This is a genomic window from Robertmurraya sp. (assembly GCF_036676585.1).
Taxonomy (GTDB): Bacteria; Bacillota; Bacilli; order Bacillales; family Cytobacillaceae; genus Robertmurraya_A.
The window spans coordinates 1-16,155 of the sequence record NZ_JAKFCQ010000109.1; the positions used below are offsets into that span (position 1 = coordinate 1).

The 16,155-nt window shown below is 39.1% G+C and carries 16 protein-coding genes, 1 tRNA gene, 1 rRNA gene, 1 other RNA gene and 1 other annotated feature; of the genes, 5 read left to right on the forward strand and 14 right to left on the reverse strand.

Annotated features, from left to right (window positions below; all coding sequences use genetic code 11):
* Positions 1 to 326: 326 nt before the first annotated feature.
* The 7 genes from ACGLXV_RS14980 to tadA all read right to left on the reverse strand — a co-directional run bounded on the left by ACGLXV_RS14980 (position 327) and on the right by tadA (position 4,572).
* A complete protein-coding gene (locus tag ACGLXV_RS14980; protein ID WP_119706189.1) occupies positions 327 to 590 on the reverse strand; it encodes a pro-sigmaK processing inhibitor BofA family protein in 264 nt (87 codons plus the stop codon).
* A gap of 79 nt (positions 591 to 669) precedes the next feature.
* Positions 670 to 888 carry a YaaL family protein gene (locus ACGLXV_RS14985; protein ID WP_119706188.1) on the reverse strand — a complete coding sequence of 73 codons (219 nt, stop codon included), beginning with the start codon at positions 886 to 888 and terminating at the stop codon, positions 670 to 672.
* 14 nt (positions 889 to 902) lie between these two features.
* A complete protein-coding gene (gene recR, locus ACGLXV_RS14990) occupies positions 903 to 1,499 on the reverse strand; it encodes a recombination mediator RecR (protein ID WP_066060135.1) in 597 nt (198 codons plus the stop codon).
* Positions 1,500 to 1,514: 15 nt separating this feature from the next.
* Positions 1,515 to 1,835, reverse strand: coding sequence for a YbaB/EbfC family nucleoid-associated protein (locus ACGLXV_RS14995; RefSeq protein WP_066060132.1), 321 nt, complete (start codon positions 1,833 to 1,835; stop codon positions 1,515 to 1,517).
* A 21-nt stretch (positions 1,836 to 1,856) separates the two neighbouring features.
* Complete coding sequence (gene dnaX, locus ACGLXV_RS15000) at positions 1,857 to 3,569, reverse strand: DNA polymerase III subunit gamma/tau (protein WP_391559281.1); 1,713 nt, start codon at positions 3,567 to 3,569, stop codon at positions 1,857 to 1,859.
* 145 nt (positions 3,570 to 3,714) lie between these two features.
* Positions 3,715 to 3,979, reverse strand: an RNA gene (ffs, locus tag ACGLXV_RS15005) — signal recognition particle sRNA large type.
* 92 nt (positions 3,980 to 4,071) lie between these two features.
* Positions 4,072 to 4,572, reverse strand: coding sequence for a tRNA adenosine(34) deaminase TadA (gene tadA, locus ACGLXV_RS15010; RefSeq protein WP_119710437.1), 501 nt, complete (start codon positions 4,570 to 4,572; stop codon positions 4,072 to 4,074).
* Positions 4,573 to 4,677: 105 nt separating this feature from the next.
* On the opposite strand from tadA, the gene ACGLXV_RS15015 reads away from it, so the two are divergent.
* The 4 genes from ACGLXV_RS15015 to ACGLXV_RS15030 all read left to right on the forward strand — a co-directional run bounded on the left by ACGLXV_RS15015 (position 4,678) and on the right by ACGLXV_RS15030 (position 8,111).
* The gene (locus tag ACGLXV_RS15015; protein WP_119706186.1) at positions 4,678 to 5,217 is read left to right on the forward strand and encodes a cysteine hydrolase family protein; all 540 of its coding nucleotides are present in this window, start codon (positions 4,678 to 4,680) and stop codon (positions 5,215 to 5,217) included.
* A 119-nt stretch (positions 5,218 to 5,336) separates the two neighbouring features.
* Positions 5,337 to 6,620, forward strand: a complete 1,284-nt coding sequence (locus tag ACGLXV_RS15020; RefSeq protein ID WP_391559283.1) for a LysM peptidoglycan-binding domain-containing protein — start codon at positions 5,337 to 5,339, stop codon at positions 6,618 to 6,620.
* 185 nt (positions 6,621 to 6,805) lie between these two features.
* Positions 6,806 to 7,459: a deoxynucleoside kinase gene (locus ACGLXV_RS15025; RefSeq protein WP_119706184.1), complete on the forward strand. Its 654-nt coding sequence runs from the start codon at positions 6,806 to 6,808 to the stop codon at positions 7,457 to 7,459.
* Positions 7,443 to 8,111, forward strand: coding sequence for a deoxynucleoside kinase (locus ACGLXV_RS15030; RefSeq protein WP_119706183.1), 669 nt, complete (start codon positions 7,443 to 7,445; stop codon positions 8,109 to 8,111). Before ACGLXV_RS15025 ends, ACGLXV_RS15030 begins: the two co-directional genes overlap by 17 nt.
* A gap of 118 nt (positions 8,112 to 8,229) precedes the next feature.
* Here the strand turns inward: ACGLXV_RS15030 and ACGLXV_RS15035 are convergent.
* The 6 genes from ACGLXV_RS15035 to guaB form a co-directional block, all read right to left on the reverse strand.
* Positions 8,230 to 8,322: transfer RNA gene (locus ACGLXV_RS15035), tRNA-Ser, on the reverse strand.
* 108 nt (positions 8,323 to 8,430) lie between these two features.
* Positions 8,431 to 9,705: a serine--tRNA ligase gene (gene serS / locus ACGLXV_RS15040; RefSeq protein ID WP_119706182.1), complete on the reverse strand. Its 1,275-nt coding sequence runs from the start codon at positions 9,703 to 9,705 to the stop codon at positions 8,431 to 8,433.
* 50 nt (positions 9,706 to 9,755) lie between these two features.
* Positions 9,756 to 9,976: a binding site (T-box leader), on the reverse strand.
* Positions 9,977 to 10,034: 58 nt separating this feature from the next.
* Entirely contained in the window at positions 10,035 to 10,613 is a 579-nt protein-coding gene (gene pdxT, locus ACGLXV_RS15045) for a pyridoxal 5'-phosphate synthase glutaminase subunit PdxT (RefSeq protein WP_119706181.1), read from the reverse strand.
* A gap of 10 nt (positions 10,614 to 10,623) precedes the next feature.
* Positions 10,624 to 11,505 carry a pyridoxal 5'-phosphate synthase lyase subunit PdxS gene (gene pdxS / locus ACGLXV_RS15050; protein WP_119706180.1) on the reverse strand — a complete coding sequence of 294 codons (882 nt, stop codon included), beginning with the start codon at positions 11,503 to 11,505 and terminating at the stop codon, positions 10,624 to 10,626.
* 190 nt (positions 11,506 to 11,695) lie between these two features.
* Positions 11,696 to 12,991, reverse strand: a complete 1,296-nt coding sequence (locus ACGLXV_RS15055) for a serine hydrolase (RefSeq protein ID WP_391559286.1) — start codon at positions 12,989 to 12,991, stop codon at positions 11,696 to 11,698.
* Positions 12,992 to 13,197: 206 nt separating this feature from the next.
* A complete protein-coding gene (gene guaB, locus ACGLXV_RS15060) occupies positions 13,198 to 14,664 on the reverse strand; it encodes an IMP dehydrogenase (RefSeq protein ID WP_119706179.1) in 1,467 nt (488 codons plus the stop codon).
* A gap of 111 nt (positions 14,665 to 14,775) precedes the next feature.
* Between guaB and ACGLXV_RS15065 the strand changes: the two genes are divergently transcribed.
* Positions 14,776 to 15,732, forward strand: coding sequence for a YaaC family protein (locus ACGLXV_RS15065; protein WP_391559285.1), 957 nt, complete (start codon positions 14,776 to 14,778; stop codon positions 15,730 to 15,732).
* Between the two features lie 335 nt (positions 15,733 to 16,067).
* Here ACGLXV_RS15065 and rrf read toward each other — a convergent pair.
* Positions 16,068 to 16,155, reverse strand: a 5S ribosomal RNA gene (rrf, locus tag ACGLXV_RS15070); the annotation flags it as partial.

Here is a 16,155-nt window from a genome sequence, read left to right on the forward strand (position 1 = left end):
AGCCAGGATCAAACTCTCCAATAAAGAGTAAGATTAGCTCTTAAAGTTAAAACGTTGGCTAGTGTATATTTCAACACTATCATTTTTGTTGACGTATGATTTGTTTAGTTTTCAAAGAACAATCACTGTCGCTCGTAGGCGACTTAATTAGAATATCATTTCCACTTCGTAATGTCAACAACTTTTTTCAGTTATTTTTTCATTACCTCGTGGCGACTTAAACTATATTATCACCATTAAACTATCTGGTCAACAGCAAAATTGTATTTTTTTATTTTTTATGTTCAAAAAAAATAAATCACCTTTAAGTGATTTATTTTTCCGGCTTATAAAATCCATAGTTGAACGGCTACTAATGCGGCCAATCCAGGTACACCTAAAAAGCCTGATATAGCAGAAGTCATTAAATTGATAGGCACATGTATATTAAACTGATTCCCAAACGCGTTAAGGAAGAATAGAAATAATGCTCCTATCAATATTTTGATTAAGCCTTGTCCTATTGTACGAATTGGTTTCAACGGTGTGCCCATCAATAGTAATAAAACAATTAGTCCACCAAGAACAGAAATAACAATTACCGGCTCCACAGTTTGATCCCCCTCTTATCACTTGTAGTAACAATATATGTACAAGCTAAAAGAAAAAGAACGTGGCTTATTTATTTACTTACCGGTCTATCTTAATATTTCTATGCTTAGCTTCTTTAAAGAGGAAAAAGTACTTAGCTTCAGCAATTTTCGTCTGACAAATAATATCTTCTGAGGGATCGAAGCTTTTGTTTAACAACGTCTTCTGATTATTCCAGCTTGTTTTAAGCTGCTCCATTTGAGAGATAAGTTGATCATTAAATTCTTTTCTTAACCAACCCTTACGTCGAAAAAACATATTCATTCCCCACTTTATACTTCTCTTCTTCCTTCGAGTGCTTTCGATAACGTGACTTCATCTGCATATTCCAAATCCCCACCTACTGGTAGACCATGAGCAATACGAGTGATCTTGATACCAGTTGGCTTAAGTAAGCGTGAAATATACATAGCTGTTGCTTCACCCTCAATATTTGGGTTTGTAGCTAGTATGATTTCCTGAACTTCTTCATCTTGTAGTCTTTTTAATAAATCAGGAATATTAATATCTTCTGGTCCAATACCATCCATTGGTGATATCGCTCCATGAAGTACATGATATAGACCGCTGTACTCCTTCATTTTTTCCATAGCAATAACATCCTTTGGATCTTGCACAACACAAATGATTCTTCGATCTCGTCTTTGGTCCTCACAAATATAGCAAGGATCTTGATCAGTTATATGTCCACAAACAGAACAATAACTTAAATTTCTTTTCGCGTTTACAAGTGCCTTTGCAAAATCAAGGACAGTGTCTTCCTTCATACTAAGCACAAAAAACGCCAGTCGAGCAGCCGTTTTCGGACCGATTCCTGGCAGTTTCATAAAGCTGTCTATGAGCTTTGATATTGGTTCAGGATAATGCACTTTTTAACCCCCTAATTAGAACATTCCAGGAAGGTTCATTCCTTTAGTGAATTGTCCCATCGTATTGTTCGTTAGTTCTTCCGCCTTCTTTAGGGCATCGTTTGTAGCAGCAAGTACTAGATCTTGAAGCATATCGATATCTTCTGGATCTACTACTTCTTCCTTAATATTTACTTCAAGAACTTCCTTATGTCCTGAAACAATAACCGTTACCATTCCCCCACCAGCAGTTCCTTCAATTCTCTTTTCTCCTAGCTCCTCTTGAGCTTGAGCCATTTTCTTTTGCATCTTTTGCATTTGTTTCATCATATTTTGCATATTACCCATTCCACGCATCTTTTTCATCCTCCAAGTATTTTATTCTTTAATTTCAACTAATTCGCTCCCAAAAAGTTTAATAGCTTCTGAAACAACTGGGTCTTCTTCATTCTCTTTCCCTAAATCCCCTTGATCAGACTCCCCATCACGGTTTGTTTTAATAAATCCCGCACGGATCGTCTGCCATTGTTCCTCTGGGACTCCGACAACAGATAAACGGCGCCCTATTAATTCTTGGGTTAAGTCGGATAAGACTGTTAAGAATCGATCGTTATCCATAGCCATTTGACAATGAATCTCATATTTAAAACTAATCACCAATGCGGTTGTTGAAGCTGCAACTGGTTCTGCCTCGTTTAGTAATGCCGCTTGTGATCTCATTTGATTATATACAAGTTTCCCTAACAATTCTCCCCATTTGCTTTTTACAAGCGTTAAATCAGGTTTTGTGGCACTCTTCAGGATCTCATTTATTTTCCCCGTTGGTGCCTGGAACCCTCTTCGTGAGGTACGAGCTGGTTTTGCTTGATTCGTAGTATTAGCAGCTTGATCACTCGTTACCGCAATACCATTTTTTCTTAGATCTGATAGTTGTTCCTCAAGGCTAGATATTTTACTCAACAAAGAATCAATCTCAATAGAACTAGTTTGTTTACCATTATCGCTAACTTTCATTTGACAAAGTTTTACTACTGCTACTTCTAAAAATATGCGAGGATGGTTTGTCCAGCGCATCTCCTGTTGAGATTTATTTAACGTCTCAATAATTTGATAGATATCTTCTTGATTAACAGCTTCAGCTAATTGCTTAAATTCATCATCAAGTAATACTCGTTCGAATGATTCCTCTAAATTTGGCGCGGCCTTGAAAAGAAGCATATCACGGTAATAAAGGATAAAGTCCTCAATAAATCTTGACGGATCCTTACCTAAAAATAATAACTCCTCTAACGCTTCCAACGCTTTTGCTGCATCTCTTTCTTTTATGGCTGTAGCCAACTGGTTTAACAACCCTTGAGATACTGAACCTGTAACTGTTAATGCATCTTCTACTGTTACTTCATCACGGCTAAACGAAATGGCCTGATCAAGTAAACTAAGCGCATCACGCATTCCACCTTCTGCGGCTCTCGCAACGACTTGTAGCGCTTTTTCCTCGTAGCGAACACCTGTTTCATCTACAATTGTCTTCATTCGATTAACAATTGAATGAGCAGATATCCTCTTAAAATCAAACCGCTGACATCTTGAGATGATGGTAAGTGGAATTTTATGCGGTTCTGTTGTCGCTAAAATAAAGATGACATGTCTTGGCGGTTCCTCCAAAGTCTTAAGTAAAGCATTAAAAGCTCCGATAGAAAGCATATGGACTTCATCAACGATATAGACCTTGTACTTCACAGAACTTGGAGCAAATTTTACTTTGTCTCTTATATCCCTTATTTCCTCGACCCCATTGTTAGAAGCTGCATCTATTTCAATGACATCTGGAATCGACCCATCCGTAATACCTAAGCAAGCAGGACAAACATTACATGGTTCGTTTGCGGGCGAATTTTCACAGTTAACCGCTTTTGCAAAAATCTTTGCCGCACTTGTTTTCCCAGTTCCTCTCGGTCCAGAAAACAAGTAAGCATGTGAAATTTTCTGCTGAAGCAGGGCGTTTTGCAAAGTCTTTGTTACATGTTCTTGTCCAACGACATCAATAAATGTTTGAGGACGCCAAACACGATATAGAGCTTGATAAGCCACAGACAAGCCCCCTCCTATATATGGTCTTTTTTATTATAACGTAAAGAAAATCCTTTTTACAAAGGCTGTTTAAGAAATCTTTAGCTATATATGCAAAAAACTCACCTCTTGTAGAAGAGATGAGTTTGCTATTATCATTTAACTGCCGTGCACCTTCCGTCGACTGGCGCCCATAAGCGTTACTTAAGTAGTTAGCTCGGCCCAGGCAACCCCGCGGCACATGGGAGCGTCCACTTAATGCTGCTTCCTTCCGGACCTGACATGGTTCATGGATTCCCATTGCGCAGGACCCGGGCGTCAACACCACTTGCTTAAGGCAGACCCTACAGGCAACCAGCCTCGGGAAGGGATTCAGTCTCGCTAGAGCGGATTGCGAGTACAGGACACCGCTACCTCCCCACCTAGCACGGCAAAATTGAAACCTAATTTAAGTGCGTCACTGACGACGCATAATTTAGTATACTTTCTTTCCTGTTAAAAATCAATGTTTTACAACTGTAAATTACTGTAAGTTATCTTTTGCGTCATTTCTTTTCTTTTTTTCTTCCTTCTTTTTTAGCCGAATGCTACGAAAGAAATTACTTAATAGCTCGCCACATTCCTTTTCTAGCACACCAGAGCACACTTCACTTTGATGATTAAATCTTTCGTCGGATAATAAGTTCATAAATGTTCCGGCACAACCACCCTTTGGGTCACTTGCTCCAAACACAACCTTTTCTACTCGTGACATAATGATTGCTCCAGCACACATCGGACAAGGCTCCAGCGTTACATATAGAGTTGCTCCTTCAAGCCTCCATGTCCCTAATTCTTCACAAGCTTTTTCTATGGCAAGTAATTCTGCATGAGCAACCGCACTTTGTCTTGTTTCTCTCAGATTATGGGCTCTTGCCACAATGTGATCATTGATAACGATCACAGCTCCTATTGGTACTTCCTGCAGCTTTTCAGCCTTTTTCGCTTCCTTGATTGCTTCCAACATATATGTTTCATCCTTCATTTGCACTTATAAAATCCTTTCATTTATTTTATCCATCATCTCCAAATGTATAGAAAAATACAACCTTCACACGCTAAAGAAGAAAAAAGGAAGTGAGGATGGTTCATGGGCATATTTGAAAATACGAGTCAAAAAGCTCTTTTAATTATTGATATGATAAATAACTTTGACTTCAGCAATGGTGAAGTGCTAGCAAAGAAAACTTTACCCATCGCTAAAAACATTCAAAAACTAAAGGAACAGTTTACTAAAGAAAAGCTGCCCATTATTTATATAAATGACCATTATAATCTTTGGCAAGCAGATGTTACACGTATCATTAATCATTGTGAAAACTCCTTAAGCCAAGAAATTATTAAAATTATCAAACCGAAGCCAGATGACCTTTTTCTGATTAAACCGAAGCACTCCGCTTTTTTTGGTACCGCTCTAAACACTCTACTCTATCAGCTGAATGTACGTTCTCTTGTCATCACGGGTATTGCCGGAAACATATGTGTACTTTTTACTGCAAATGATGCATATATGAGGGAATATTCCATACATGTTCCTCACAATGCAATAGCTTCTGCTGATGACCAAGACAATGAGTACTCATTAAAAATGATCAAAAATGTTTTAAAAGGCAAGATTGATCCTATTTAAAAATTATGTAACATGAATGATTTCTTTCCCTCATAAGATGGTGATAGCGTTCAATATCACTATTTGGAGTGAACACCATTATTCTTATGGTTTGCTCGATTCATCTAGGAGGGAAAAACATGCAAATTCATGTCGTGCAGCCAAACCAATCGCTATATGGAATTGCCCAAGCATATTCCACAACGGTAAATGATTTAATTGAAGCAAATGAAATTCCTAACCCCAATGACTTGGTTATTGGGCAAACGTTAGTTATACCCATCGTCGGCAGCTTCTATTGGGTACAATCTGGTGACAGCCTCTGGTCCATAGCACAGAAATTTGGAATCTCTTATCAACAGCTCGCTCAAGTAAACCGCCTTTCTCTCACACAACCATTACGTATTGGTTTTAGATTATATATCCCACGAAGAGCAAGAAGAAATGCAGAATTTAATGCTTATGTGGAGCCAAGAGGAACGACAGTTGCACCAGTCCTTGAGGAAAGTGCACGAGAAGCAGCACCTTATTTAACTTACTTAGCTCCTTTCAGCTTCCAAGCTTTAAGAGACGGATCTCTAAAAGAACCATTGTTAAATAACTTTCCAGCCATTGCAAAGGCCAATAACAATGTACTCATGATGGTCATAACAAATCAAGAAAATGACCAATTCAATGCTGAATTAGGAAGAATCCTATTAAATGATATCCCTATCCAGGATCGATTTTTGAATAATATTGTAGCAACCGCTAAAAAGTATAATTTCAGAGACATACATTTTGATTTTGAGTTCTTGCGCCCAGCAGACCGCGAGGCATATAACCGTTTTTTAAGGAAAGCAAAGGCACGTTTCCAAGCTGAGGGGTGGCTGCTTTCAACGGCTTTAGCTCCGAAAACAAGCCGTGAGCAAAAGGGAGAATGGTATGAGGCTCATGATTACCGAGCCCATGGAGAAATTGTTGACTTTGTCGTTATTATGACCTATGAATGGGGCTATAGCGGTGGTCCAGCAATGGCTGTTTCCCCTATTGGACCAGTAAGAAAGGTAATTGAATATGCATTAACAGAAATGCCTGCTTCCAAAATCATGATGGGACAAAATTTATATGGTTATGATTGGACGCTTCCATTCGTCCAAGGAACGGTAGCAAAAGCAGTAAGTCCTCAGCAAGCGATCCAACTTGCCGCAACGAATAATGTTGCCATTCAGTATGATACAACCGCTCAAGCACCTTTTTTTAGATACAGGGACCAAGAAGGTAAGCAACACGAAGTTTGGTTTGAAGACGCCCGCTCGATTCAAGCAAAATTCAACTTGATTAAAGAGTTAAACCTTCGTGGAATGAGCTACTGGAAGCTCGGACTCGCATTTCCACAAAACTGGTTACTCATTGTAGAGAATTTTAACGTTGTAAAAAGGTAAGCGTAACGATAGCAGCTATTATAGCTGCTATTTTTTTACTAATATTTTCAATATGGGAAACAAGAAATAATTCCATATTCCTATCAGACCTATATGTGATAAAATGGACTTTGTCTCATAAAAGTAATTATTTTAATACAGACGGAAATACCACCTTAGGAGATAAGCAGTAAGGAGGACAAGCCATGGGGGAAACGCCTTTTATCACGGTAGAGGGGCCAATTGGTGTGGGCAAAACATCATTAGCCAAGGTGATTTCTGATCACTTCCAATTTGCATTACTTCGGGAGATCGTTGATGAAAACCCATTTTTAGGGAAGTTTTATGAAAACATTGAAGAATGGAGCTTTCAAACCGAGATGTTTTTCTTATGTAACCGATACAAGCAACTCGGAGACATTCAGAAGTTATATCTTACCAAAAACGAGCCGGTCGTAGCCGATTATCATATATTTAAAAACCTCATTTTTGCTCAGCGTACACTAAGTAAGGAAGAGTATGATAAGTATTTTAATATTTATCAAATATTAACTAAAGATATGCCAAAACCGAACGTCATCATTTATTTACATGCTAGTTTAGATACTCTTTTATCTCGGATAAAAATGCGTGGTCGAGAAATTGAGAAGAATATAAGCCCTCTATATCTTGAGCAATTATCCATTGATTATGATCATGCGATAAGTGAGTTTGAAAAATTGCATCCTGAAATACCTGTTTTACGATTTAGCGGAGACGAGCTAGACTTTGTGAAAAACAAGAATGACCTAGACAGGATTATCAACCAGTTAACAACATCGTTAGAAAAAGGAGTATGTAATCATGAACCTTCGAACTAAATACGGAATACCTGCTAACTCGGTTATTACCATTGCAGGGACAGTGGGAGTTGGGAAGTCTACGATAACGAACGCTCTTGCTAATGCACTTGATTTTCGTACCTCCTTTGAAAAAGTAGATACGAATCCTTATTTAGATAAATTTTATGCAGACTTTACTAGATGGAGCTTTCACTTGCAAGTATACTTCCTTGCAGAACGATTTAAAGAACAAAAGCGCATCTTCGAATATGGCGGAGGATTTATCCAAGACCGTTCGATTTATGAAGATACAGGGATTTTTGCAAAAATGCATTTCGAAAAAGGTACGATGTCTAAGGTAGATTACGAAACCTATACGAGCCTTTTCGAGGCAATGGTTATGACACCGTATTTCCCTCATCCAGATCTACTTATTTATTTAGAGGGATCCATTGATGACATCATCGGTAGAATTAAAGAGCGTGGACGTCCAATGGAACAGCAAACACCGATTGATTATTGGAATGAAATGCATCAACGTTATGAAGATTGGATTAACTCATTCTCGGCATGTCCTGTGTTACGAATTAATATTAATGAATACGACATCAAGGATGACGAATCTTCCATCGAACCAGTGATCGAACGTATTTCCAATCATATAAAGCAATCACAATTACTAAAAAGATAATCGCTGAGTTTTCAGCGATTTTTTTAATATCATTAATTTTTATACGCAAAAAAACCGCTGTGTAATCACAAGCGGTTTTCAATCTCCATTTTATGCGCAATGGTTCATTTCAATTAGATGGAGGAGGTAGAGGGATTCGAACCCCCGCGCGGTTTGACCCGCCTGTCGGTTTTCAAGACCGATCCCTTCAGCCGGACTTGGGTATACCTCCGTATCTCATCGACAAGTTATAATATAGCATGTACCAAAAACGAAGTCAACTATTTTTCAAAAAACACTAAGCGGGTGGTACCACCCGCTTACCTTATAACTGTTAGCCTTATTTTATCACTTCACGGTTCCCCATATACGGACGTAACACTTCCGGAATGACCACACTACCATCAGCTTGCTGGAAGTTTTCTAGGATTGCCGCAACAGTACGACCAATTGCTAGACCTGAACCGTTTAGGGTATGCACAGCCTCTGGCTTTCCTTTCGGTTCACGTCTAAAGCGAATGTTAGCTCGGCGCGCTTGGAAGCTCTCAAAGTTACTACAAGAAGAAATCTCACGATAGGTTTCATAACTCGGAATCCAAACTTCAATATCGTATTTTTTCGCTGCAGTAAAGCCAAGATCTCCCGTACACATGCTTAATACACGATACGGAAGGCCCAAAAGCTGTAATACCTTTTCCGCATGACCTGTTAATTTTTCAAGCTCTTCGTATGAATCCTCAGGCTTAACAAACTTTACAAGCTCCACTTTGTTAAACTGATGCTGGCGAATCAAGCCTCTTGTATCTCTACCAGCAGATCCGGCTTCAGAGCGGAAGCAAGCACTAAAGGCTGCATAGTTAATTGGTAAATCTTCACCGCTTAAAATTTCATCACGGTGTAAATTCGTTACAGGAACTTCTGCTGTTGGGATTAAGAAAAAATCTTCACTTTCAATTCGGAAGGCATCCTCTTCAAATTTCGGAAGTTGTCCTGTTCCAGTCATGCTGGCACGGTTTACGATGTACGGAGGTAGAACCTCTTCATAACCATGCTCTTCAGTGTGCAAATCTAGCATAAAATTAAACAATGCACGCTCTAATTTAGCACCTAATCCCTTATAAAAGACGAAACGGCTTCCCGTAACTTTACCCGCTCTCTCGAAGTCTACAATTCCTAGACCATCCGCTACATCCCAATGTGGCTTTGGTTCAAAGTCAAAGTTAGGAATCTCTCCCCATTTACGAATTTCAACGTTATCATCCTCTGTTTCACCAACAGGGACACTTTCATGCGGGATATTTGGAATGCTTAGTAGAAGTTTCTCCAATGTTTCCTCAACATCACGTAACTGATCATCTAATCCTTTAATTTTGTCTCCTACTTCTTTCATCTCAGCAATCAATTGATCTGCATCCTGCTTTTCTCTCTTAAGCACCGCTACTTGTTGAGAAACTTCGTTACGCTTACTTTTCAATTGCTCTACTTCTAAAATTAACTCTCTACGTGTACGATCCAGTTCTTCGAATTTACCTAGATCCGTTAAATCTTCTCCACGATGCTGAAGCTTTTCCTTTACTTCTTCAAAATTAGCACGCAAAAATTTTAAATCTAACATATTGATTCCTCCTTTATCATTTTCAGCAAACAAAAAACTCCCGTCCCTATAAAAGGGACGAGAGTTACCCGCGTTGCCACCCTAGTTGAAGGTATCATTCACCTTCCACCTTAAATAAATAACGGTTTTTAACCGGAAGTACTTACTCACACTCTAAGCTTTCCATACTTCACTCAAGGATGGATTCACAAGCACCATTTACCGATTTCCACCAACCACCGGCTCTCTTTAAAATAGCTCTCCTGCTACTATTTCCTCTCAATGCATTACAATTATTTATTTTTATAGTACTTTACTACAATTATTTCCAAGATGCAACCGGATTATATTTATTTTTTCGCTTCTTTTACCATATTGATAAAATACTGTGTGATACGGTGATCCTCTGTTAATTCTGGATGAAAGGAGCAACCAAGGAATTGTCCCTCTCTAGCAAAAACAATGCGATTTTCATGCTTCGCAAGGATTTCAACATTCTCACCTGCAGCAACAATATGTGGGGCACGAATAAAGACTGCTGGATAGTTTCCACCAACACCAGCAATATCTAAATCTGCTTCAAAGCTTTCACGTTGGCGTCCAAATGAGTTTCGCTCCACTTTTACATCCATCGCACCAATATGAGGTTGATCGTAACCAACAAGCTCCTTAGCCATTAAGATAAGTCCTGCACAAGTTCCGAACATTGGTTTTCCTGATTGCGCAAACTCCTTAAGGCTCCCCATAAAATCGTACTTATCGATTAAGCGGCGCATCGTTGTACTTTCTCCACCAGGCATGATCAATCCATCCACTTCTTCAAGCTGGTCTTTTGTTTTGATCACAACTGCTTCTGCCCCACTCTCTTCAATGGAGCGTACATGCTCACGTACAGCTCCTTGAAGGCCTAATACTCCTACTTTAACCATTTTGTTCACCTTACCATCCACGGTCTTGCATACGAGCTTCTGGAGCTAAAGAAGAGATTTCAATACCCTTCATTGGCGTTCCTAGCTCTTTTGAAAGCTCAGCAATTAGTTTGTAGTCTTGGTAATGAGTTGTTGCTTCTACAATTGCACGAGCAAACTTAGCTGGGTTATCTGATTTAAAGATTCCAGATCCTACGAATACTCCATCAGCACCTAGCTCCATCATTAAAGCAGCATCTGCAGGCGTTGCAACCCCACCAGCTGCGAAGTTAACAACCGGTAAACGTCCTAACTCCTTAATTTGAAGAAGAAGCTCAAATGGTGCTCCTAGAAGCTTAGCTTCTGTCATAAGCTCGTCCACATTCATTCCTACTACTTTACGTACTTGAGCATTTACTTTACGAATATGTCGAACAGCTTCAACGATGTTTCCAGTTCCAGGTTCACCTTTCGTACGAAGCATAGATGCACCTTCACCAATACGACGAGCAGCTTCCCCTAGGTCACGACATCCACATACAAAAGGAACCGTAAAGTCACTCTTGTACAGATGATATTCTTCATCAGCTGGTGTTAATACTTCACTCTCATCGATGTAGTCAACACCCATTGCTTCTAAAATACGAGCCTCTACAATATGTCCAATACGTGCTTTAGCCATTACAGGAATAGAAACAGCATTCATTACTTCTTCCATAATACGTGGGTCAGCCATACGAGCTACTCCACCAGCCGCACGAATATCTGAAGGCACTCTTTCAAGCGCCATAACTGCAACAGCACCAGCTTCTTCAGCAATTTTTGCTTGCTCTGCGTTAACAACGTCCATAATGACGCCGCCCTTTTGCATTTCTGCCATACCACGTTTAACTCGATCTGTACCTGTTTTCATACTTGATCCCCTTTCATTATTACCATCTACATTAGATGGGTAAATTATGTCTCCATATGTAGCTACTAAAAAAAGGAAAGCATAACGAATTCAATCGAAATTAATCTTTTTCCCTATTCGTAAATAAACAATAAAAAGAGCTTCCTGTCAAGACAGGAAGCCCTTATTTACGAGGAAATAATCTCTTTATTTAAAATATTCCTTTAACCGCTGAAGAGGCACTGTCCCATAGGTTTCCAAAAAAGCCCCCAACTCCGCGCATCATTAAAACAAACCAGTTAGCTTTTTCTACATCTTCTGTAGCGATAACGTCAACAGTAATTTGCTTTTGGCCAGATTCAGTTAGGAACCCTAACCCTTCACCTTCGATGGGCTCAATTGTGAGTGTTCCCACCTTATCACCTTTTTTTACTGGAGCCGTTAGCTCTCCGTCTTCATTCAGCTTATCTTCATCCAATTTTAAAACCGTTTTGTATTGATCTTTTTCTCCATTTTTAACAACCATGGAGATGCTTTCCTTTGACTCAATGGATACTTCGTCTTCTTTCCCTTTTGTTACTGGTAACGTCTTTTGTCCCTTTACTTGGTACCCTTTTTCAACGATTTCTTCTTCCGTAAAGTTACCGAATGCATAATCTAATATTTTTCTCATTTCTGTAAAACGTTCGTCCTTTGTAGCAGCTTTCATAACAACCGCAATCACACGTTGTCCGTCTTTTTCAGCAGTTGCTGTAAACCCAGCTCCTGCAAAATCAGTTGAGCCTGTTTTTAATCCATCTACACCCGCATATTCGAAAATAAGACCTGGAAGCATCCAGTTAAAATTCTTATATGTTCGACCATCTCTGAATTGAAGTTCAGGCATTTTTGCTGTTTCAATTACCTCAGGATAATCATTAATTAAATGGTAAGCAAGCTTAGCAGTCGCTCTAGCTGACATCACATTTTCCTCATCAGCCCCACCAGCTGGGTGATTTCCTAATAAACTGCTGTTATTAAGTCCACTTGAATTTACAAACTTATAATCCCCTAATTGTAGTTCTTCAGCCTTTTTATTCATAAGTGTGATGAAATTTGTTTCAGATCCGGCCATTAGTTCTGCTAATGCAACAGTGGCAGCATTCCCAGAATGAATGGCCATTGCTTGATAAAGCTCTTCAACCGTATAATCTTCTCCTTCAGTTAACCCCACATTGGATAGACCAGGCGCAGCTGATAGTTCATGAACATACGCATTGATTTTCACTTTTTGATCCCATTTAATCTTACCTTCAGCAATTGCTTCAAGCAGCAGGTATTCGGTCATCATTTTCGACATAGATGCGACACCCAGTACAACATCTATATTTTTTGCATAAAGAATCTTCCCAGTCTCTGCATCAAGTAGAATGGCTGCTTCCGCAGTAATTCCAAGTGGATCCTCTTCTGCCTTTACGGGTGAAACACTTGTTGCAAACGATAATGTGAATGCAATCGTCAAGGTCATTACCCAGATTGAAATATTTTTTAAACGATACAATGAACTTACCTCCATCTTTGTCAATTACTCTATGAAAATCATTTCGACATGATTCTTTATTTTTTGCACCTTGTACAGTTTACCATATAAATTACAAAAAAAATAGACAGAGAAAGGTCACTCTGTCTTGTAAAAATACTTGTAATCTCTTCGTTCTAAAGTCTCAGGAAATCTTAAGAAAGTGAATAGTTAGGTGCTTCTTTCGTGATTTGAACATCATGTGGATGACTTTCACGAAGACCTGCTCCTGTCATTCGAATAAACTGTGAGTTTTCTCTTAGTTCCTGTAAATTCTTTGTTCCACAATACCCCATTCCAGAACGTAATCCACCAACCAATTGGTAGATAGTATCTGTTAATGGTCCCTTGTATGGAAGTCGTCCTTCAATTCCCTCTGGAACAAACTTTTTATTGTCTTCTTGGAAATAACGATCCTTCGACCCCTTTTCCATTGCTGCTACTGAACCCATACCACGATAGACTTTGAAACGTCTGCCTTGGAAGATTTCTGTTTCTCCTGGGCTTTCTGTCACACCAGCTAATAAGCTTCCGAGCATAACAGCATGTCCACCAGCTGCTAAAGCTTTAACAATATCTCCAGAGTATTTAATTCCTCCATCAGCGATAACTGCTTTCCCGTGCTTTCTAGCTTCTGTTGCACAATCGTATACAGCTGTGATTTGCGGTACACCTACACCTGCAACTACCCTTGTTGTACAGATAGAACCTGGTCCAATACCTACTTTCACGATATCTGCACCTGCTTCAATAAGCTCTCTTGTTGCTTCTGCTGTAGCTACATTACCTGCAATAATAGCGATATCAGGGAATGCCTCTCTAATGGATCTAACCATGTCAATAACGCCTTTAGAGTGACCATGTGCCGTATCTATAACTAGTACATCTACTTGAGCTCTTACAAGCATCTCAGCGCGTTTCATTGTATCCGTTGTTACACCTACTGCTGCACCAACCAATAAACGGCCTTGCTCATCTTTTGCAGAATTAGGGAACTCGATTACTTTTTCAATATCTTTGATTGTAATTAATCCTTTAAGAACTCCTTCACTGTCAACCAGTGGAAGCTTTTCAATTTTATACTTTTGTAAAATGCTTTCAGCTTCTTCTAATGTTGTTCCCACAGGAGCTGTAACTAAGTTTTCTTTTGTCATTACATCCGAAATTTTTATCGAGTAGTCTTGGATGAAGCGTAAATCACGATTCGTTAGAATTCCAACTAACTTTTGCTCCTCATCATTATTTACGATTGGAACACCTGAAATTCGGTATTTCCCCATAAGATGTTCGGCATCAAACACTTGTTGATCAGGAGTCAAAAAGAAAGGATCAGTAATAACTCCACTTTCTGAACGTTTAACCTTATCCACTTGGTCGGCTTGCTGTTCAATCGACATATTTTTATGGATAATACCAATTCCACCTTGTCTCGCCATAGCAATAGCCATCTCTGCTTCTGTTACTGTGTCCATACTAGCGCTAATCATTGGAATGTTTAGCTTGATTTTTTCTGTTAAGTGAACTTGTAAGCTCACATCTCTAGGAAGTACTTCTGATTTTGCAGGCACTAACAATACATCGTCGAAGGTTAACCCCTCTTTAACAAACTTATTTTCCCACATAAATATTGCCCCCCTACTCGAAAATATTATTAGTAGGTTATCAATTGGTTAAAATACTGTCAAGAACTGTTCAATATGTTTGATTTTTCAATTAATTTGGAGGTTAGTAATTTGATTTTCCCTTATGCTAATTTGAACTCATTTTCTCTCTTTTTTTCAGCCGATTCGACACAGCATTATTTAAAAAAATGTTATCAAGCTTTAGAGCTTTCAGATGCCGAACAAAAAAGTTATGAGAACTGCTACCCTTTTATTTATTATCTTGAGCATGGACAGGTATATTATGAACAGGCAAGGAACTCACCACTCATCATCCAGCCAATTCTAATCTTCTATGGTCTCGTACACTTATTAAAGGCATGTATTTTAACTGTAGACCCAAATTATCCTGAAACGACCTCTGTACTTGCCCATGGAGTTTCAACTAGGAAGAGAAAAAAGCAGCAATATCATTTTTTTCAGGATGAAGTAAAGTTTCAAAAGACAGGATTGTTTCCTCATATTGGAGAAAGATTGTTTCACATGAAACAATTGGAAGGGGAAAAAACAACAATGAATGATCTCTTAATGCAAATTCCAGAGCTCACTAGTCTTTTTGAAGAGCTCGTAGGAAAGAGAACTTTCTTACCCGTTGAGAATAAAGCATCAGACATTTACATCCCTGAGACAGCTCTTGATACCTTTCATATGACTAGTGATCGATTCACTGAGTTTTTTCAAACAAAAACGAATGGCGATTTCATAAGTAGTGATAGTTTGAATGAGAGTCTTTGTTTTCACTTAGCTGGGAAAAAGCTATCATCCTTTTCTATATTAAAATACAATCTGGTAGATAACCATTTCTCCCTTTCTTTGACAAAAGGAGATTTACTTCAATACAATGAATTACTTATTCATTATTTATTGCTGTACAACCTAAGCATGATTGCCCGCTACGAAACTGAGTGGTGGAGTGAACTAGTAAAGACCATGCCGAACAAAGACTTCCCTTTCATTCAATCATTCTTACAAGTCAGCTTAGACAAAGGTCCCTTTCTTGTTTATCAATATTTAATGATGAAGAAATAATAAGAAAAGCGCAAGTGTCCTGGTCAGCGCACCAACTGAGATAAAGGAAAGTGAAATGCGGAAGTACCTTGCTCAGCTCCGACAGACATAAGCCAAATCCCTCCGGAAGGCCAGCCTTCCGGAGGGATTTGGCTTATGACCCCGAGGAGCTAGGTACTGAAGCTGGACAACAAGAAGAGCCAGAGGCGCATTCGTGCTTGACTTATCGTAGGGCGGAGAGCGAAGGACACTAGGCGCTAGGGCGCTGGAGCTAGACAATTCTCTAAGTTGAAAATCTTATACTTTCTTATCTTTATATAACAAAAAAAGCACCCATTCAGGTGCTTTTTTTCTTTGCCTAGCGACGTCCTACTCTCACAGAGGGAAACCCTCAACTACCATCGGCGCTGAAAAGCTTAACTTCCGTGTTCGGTATGGGAACGG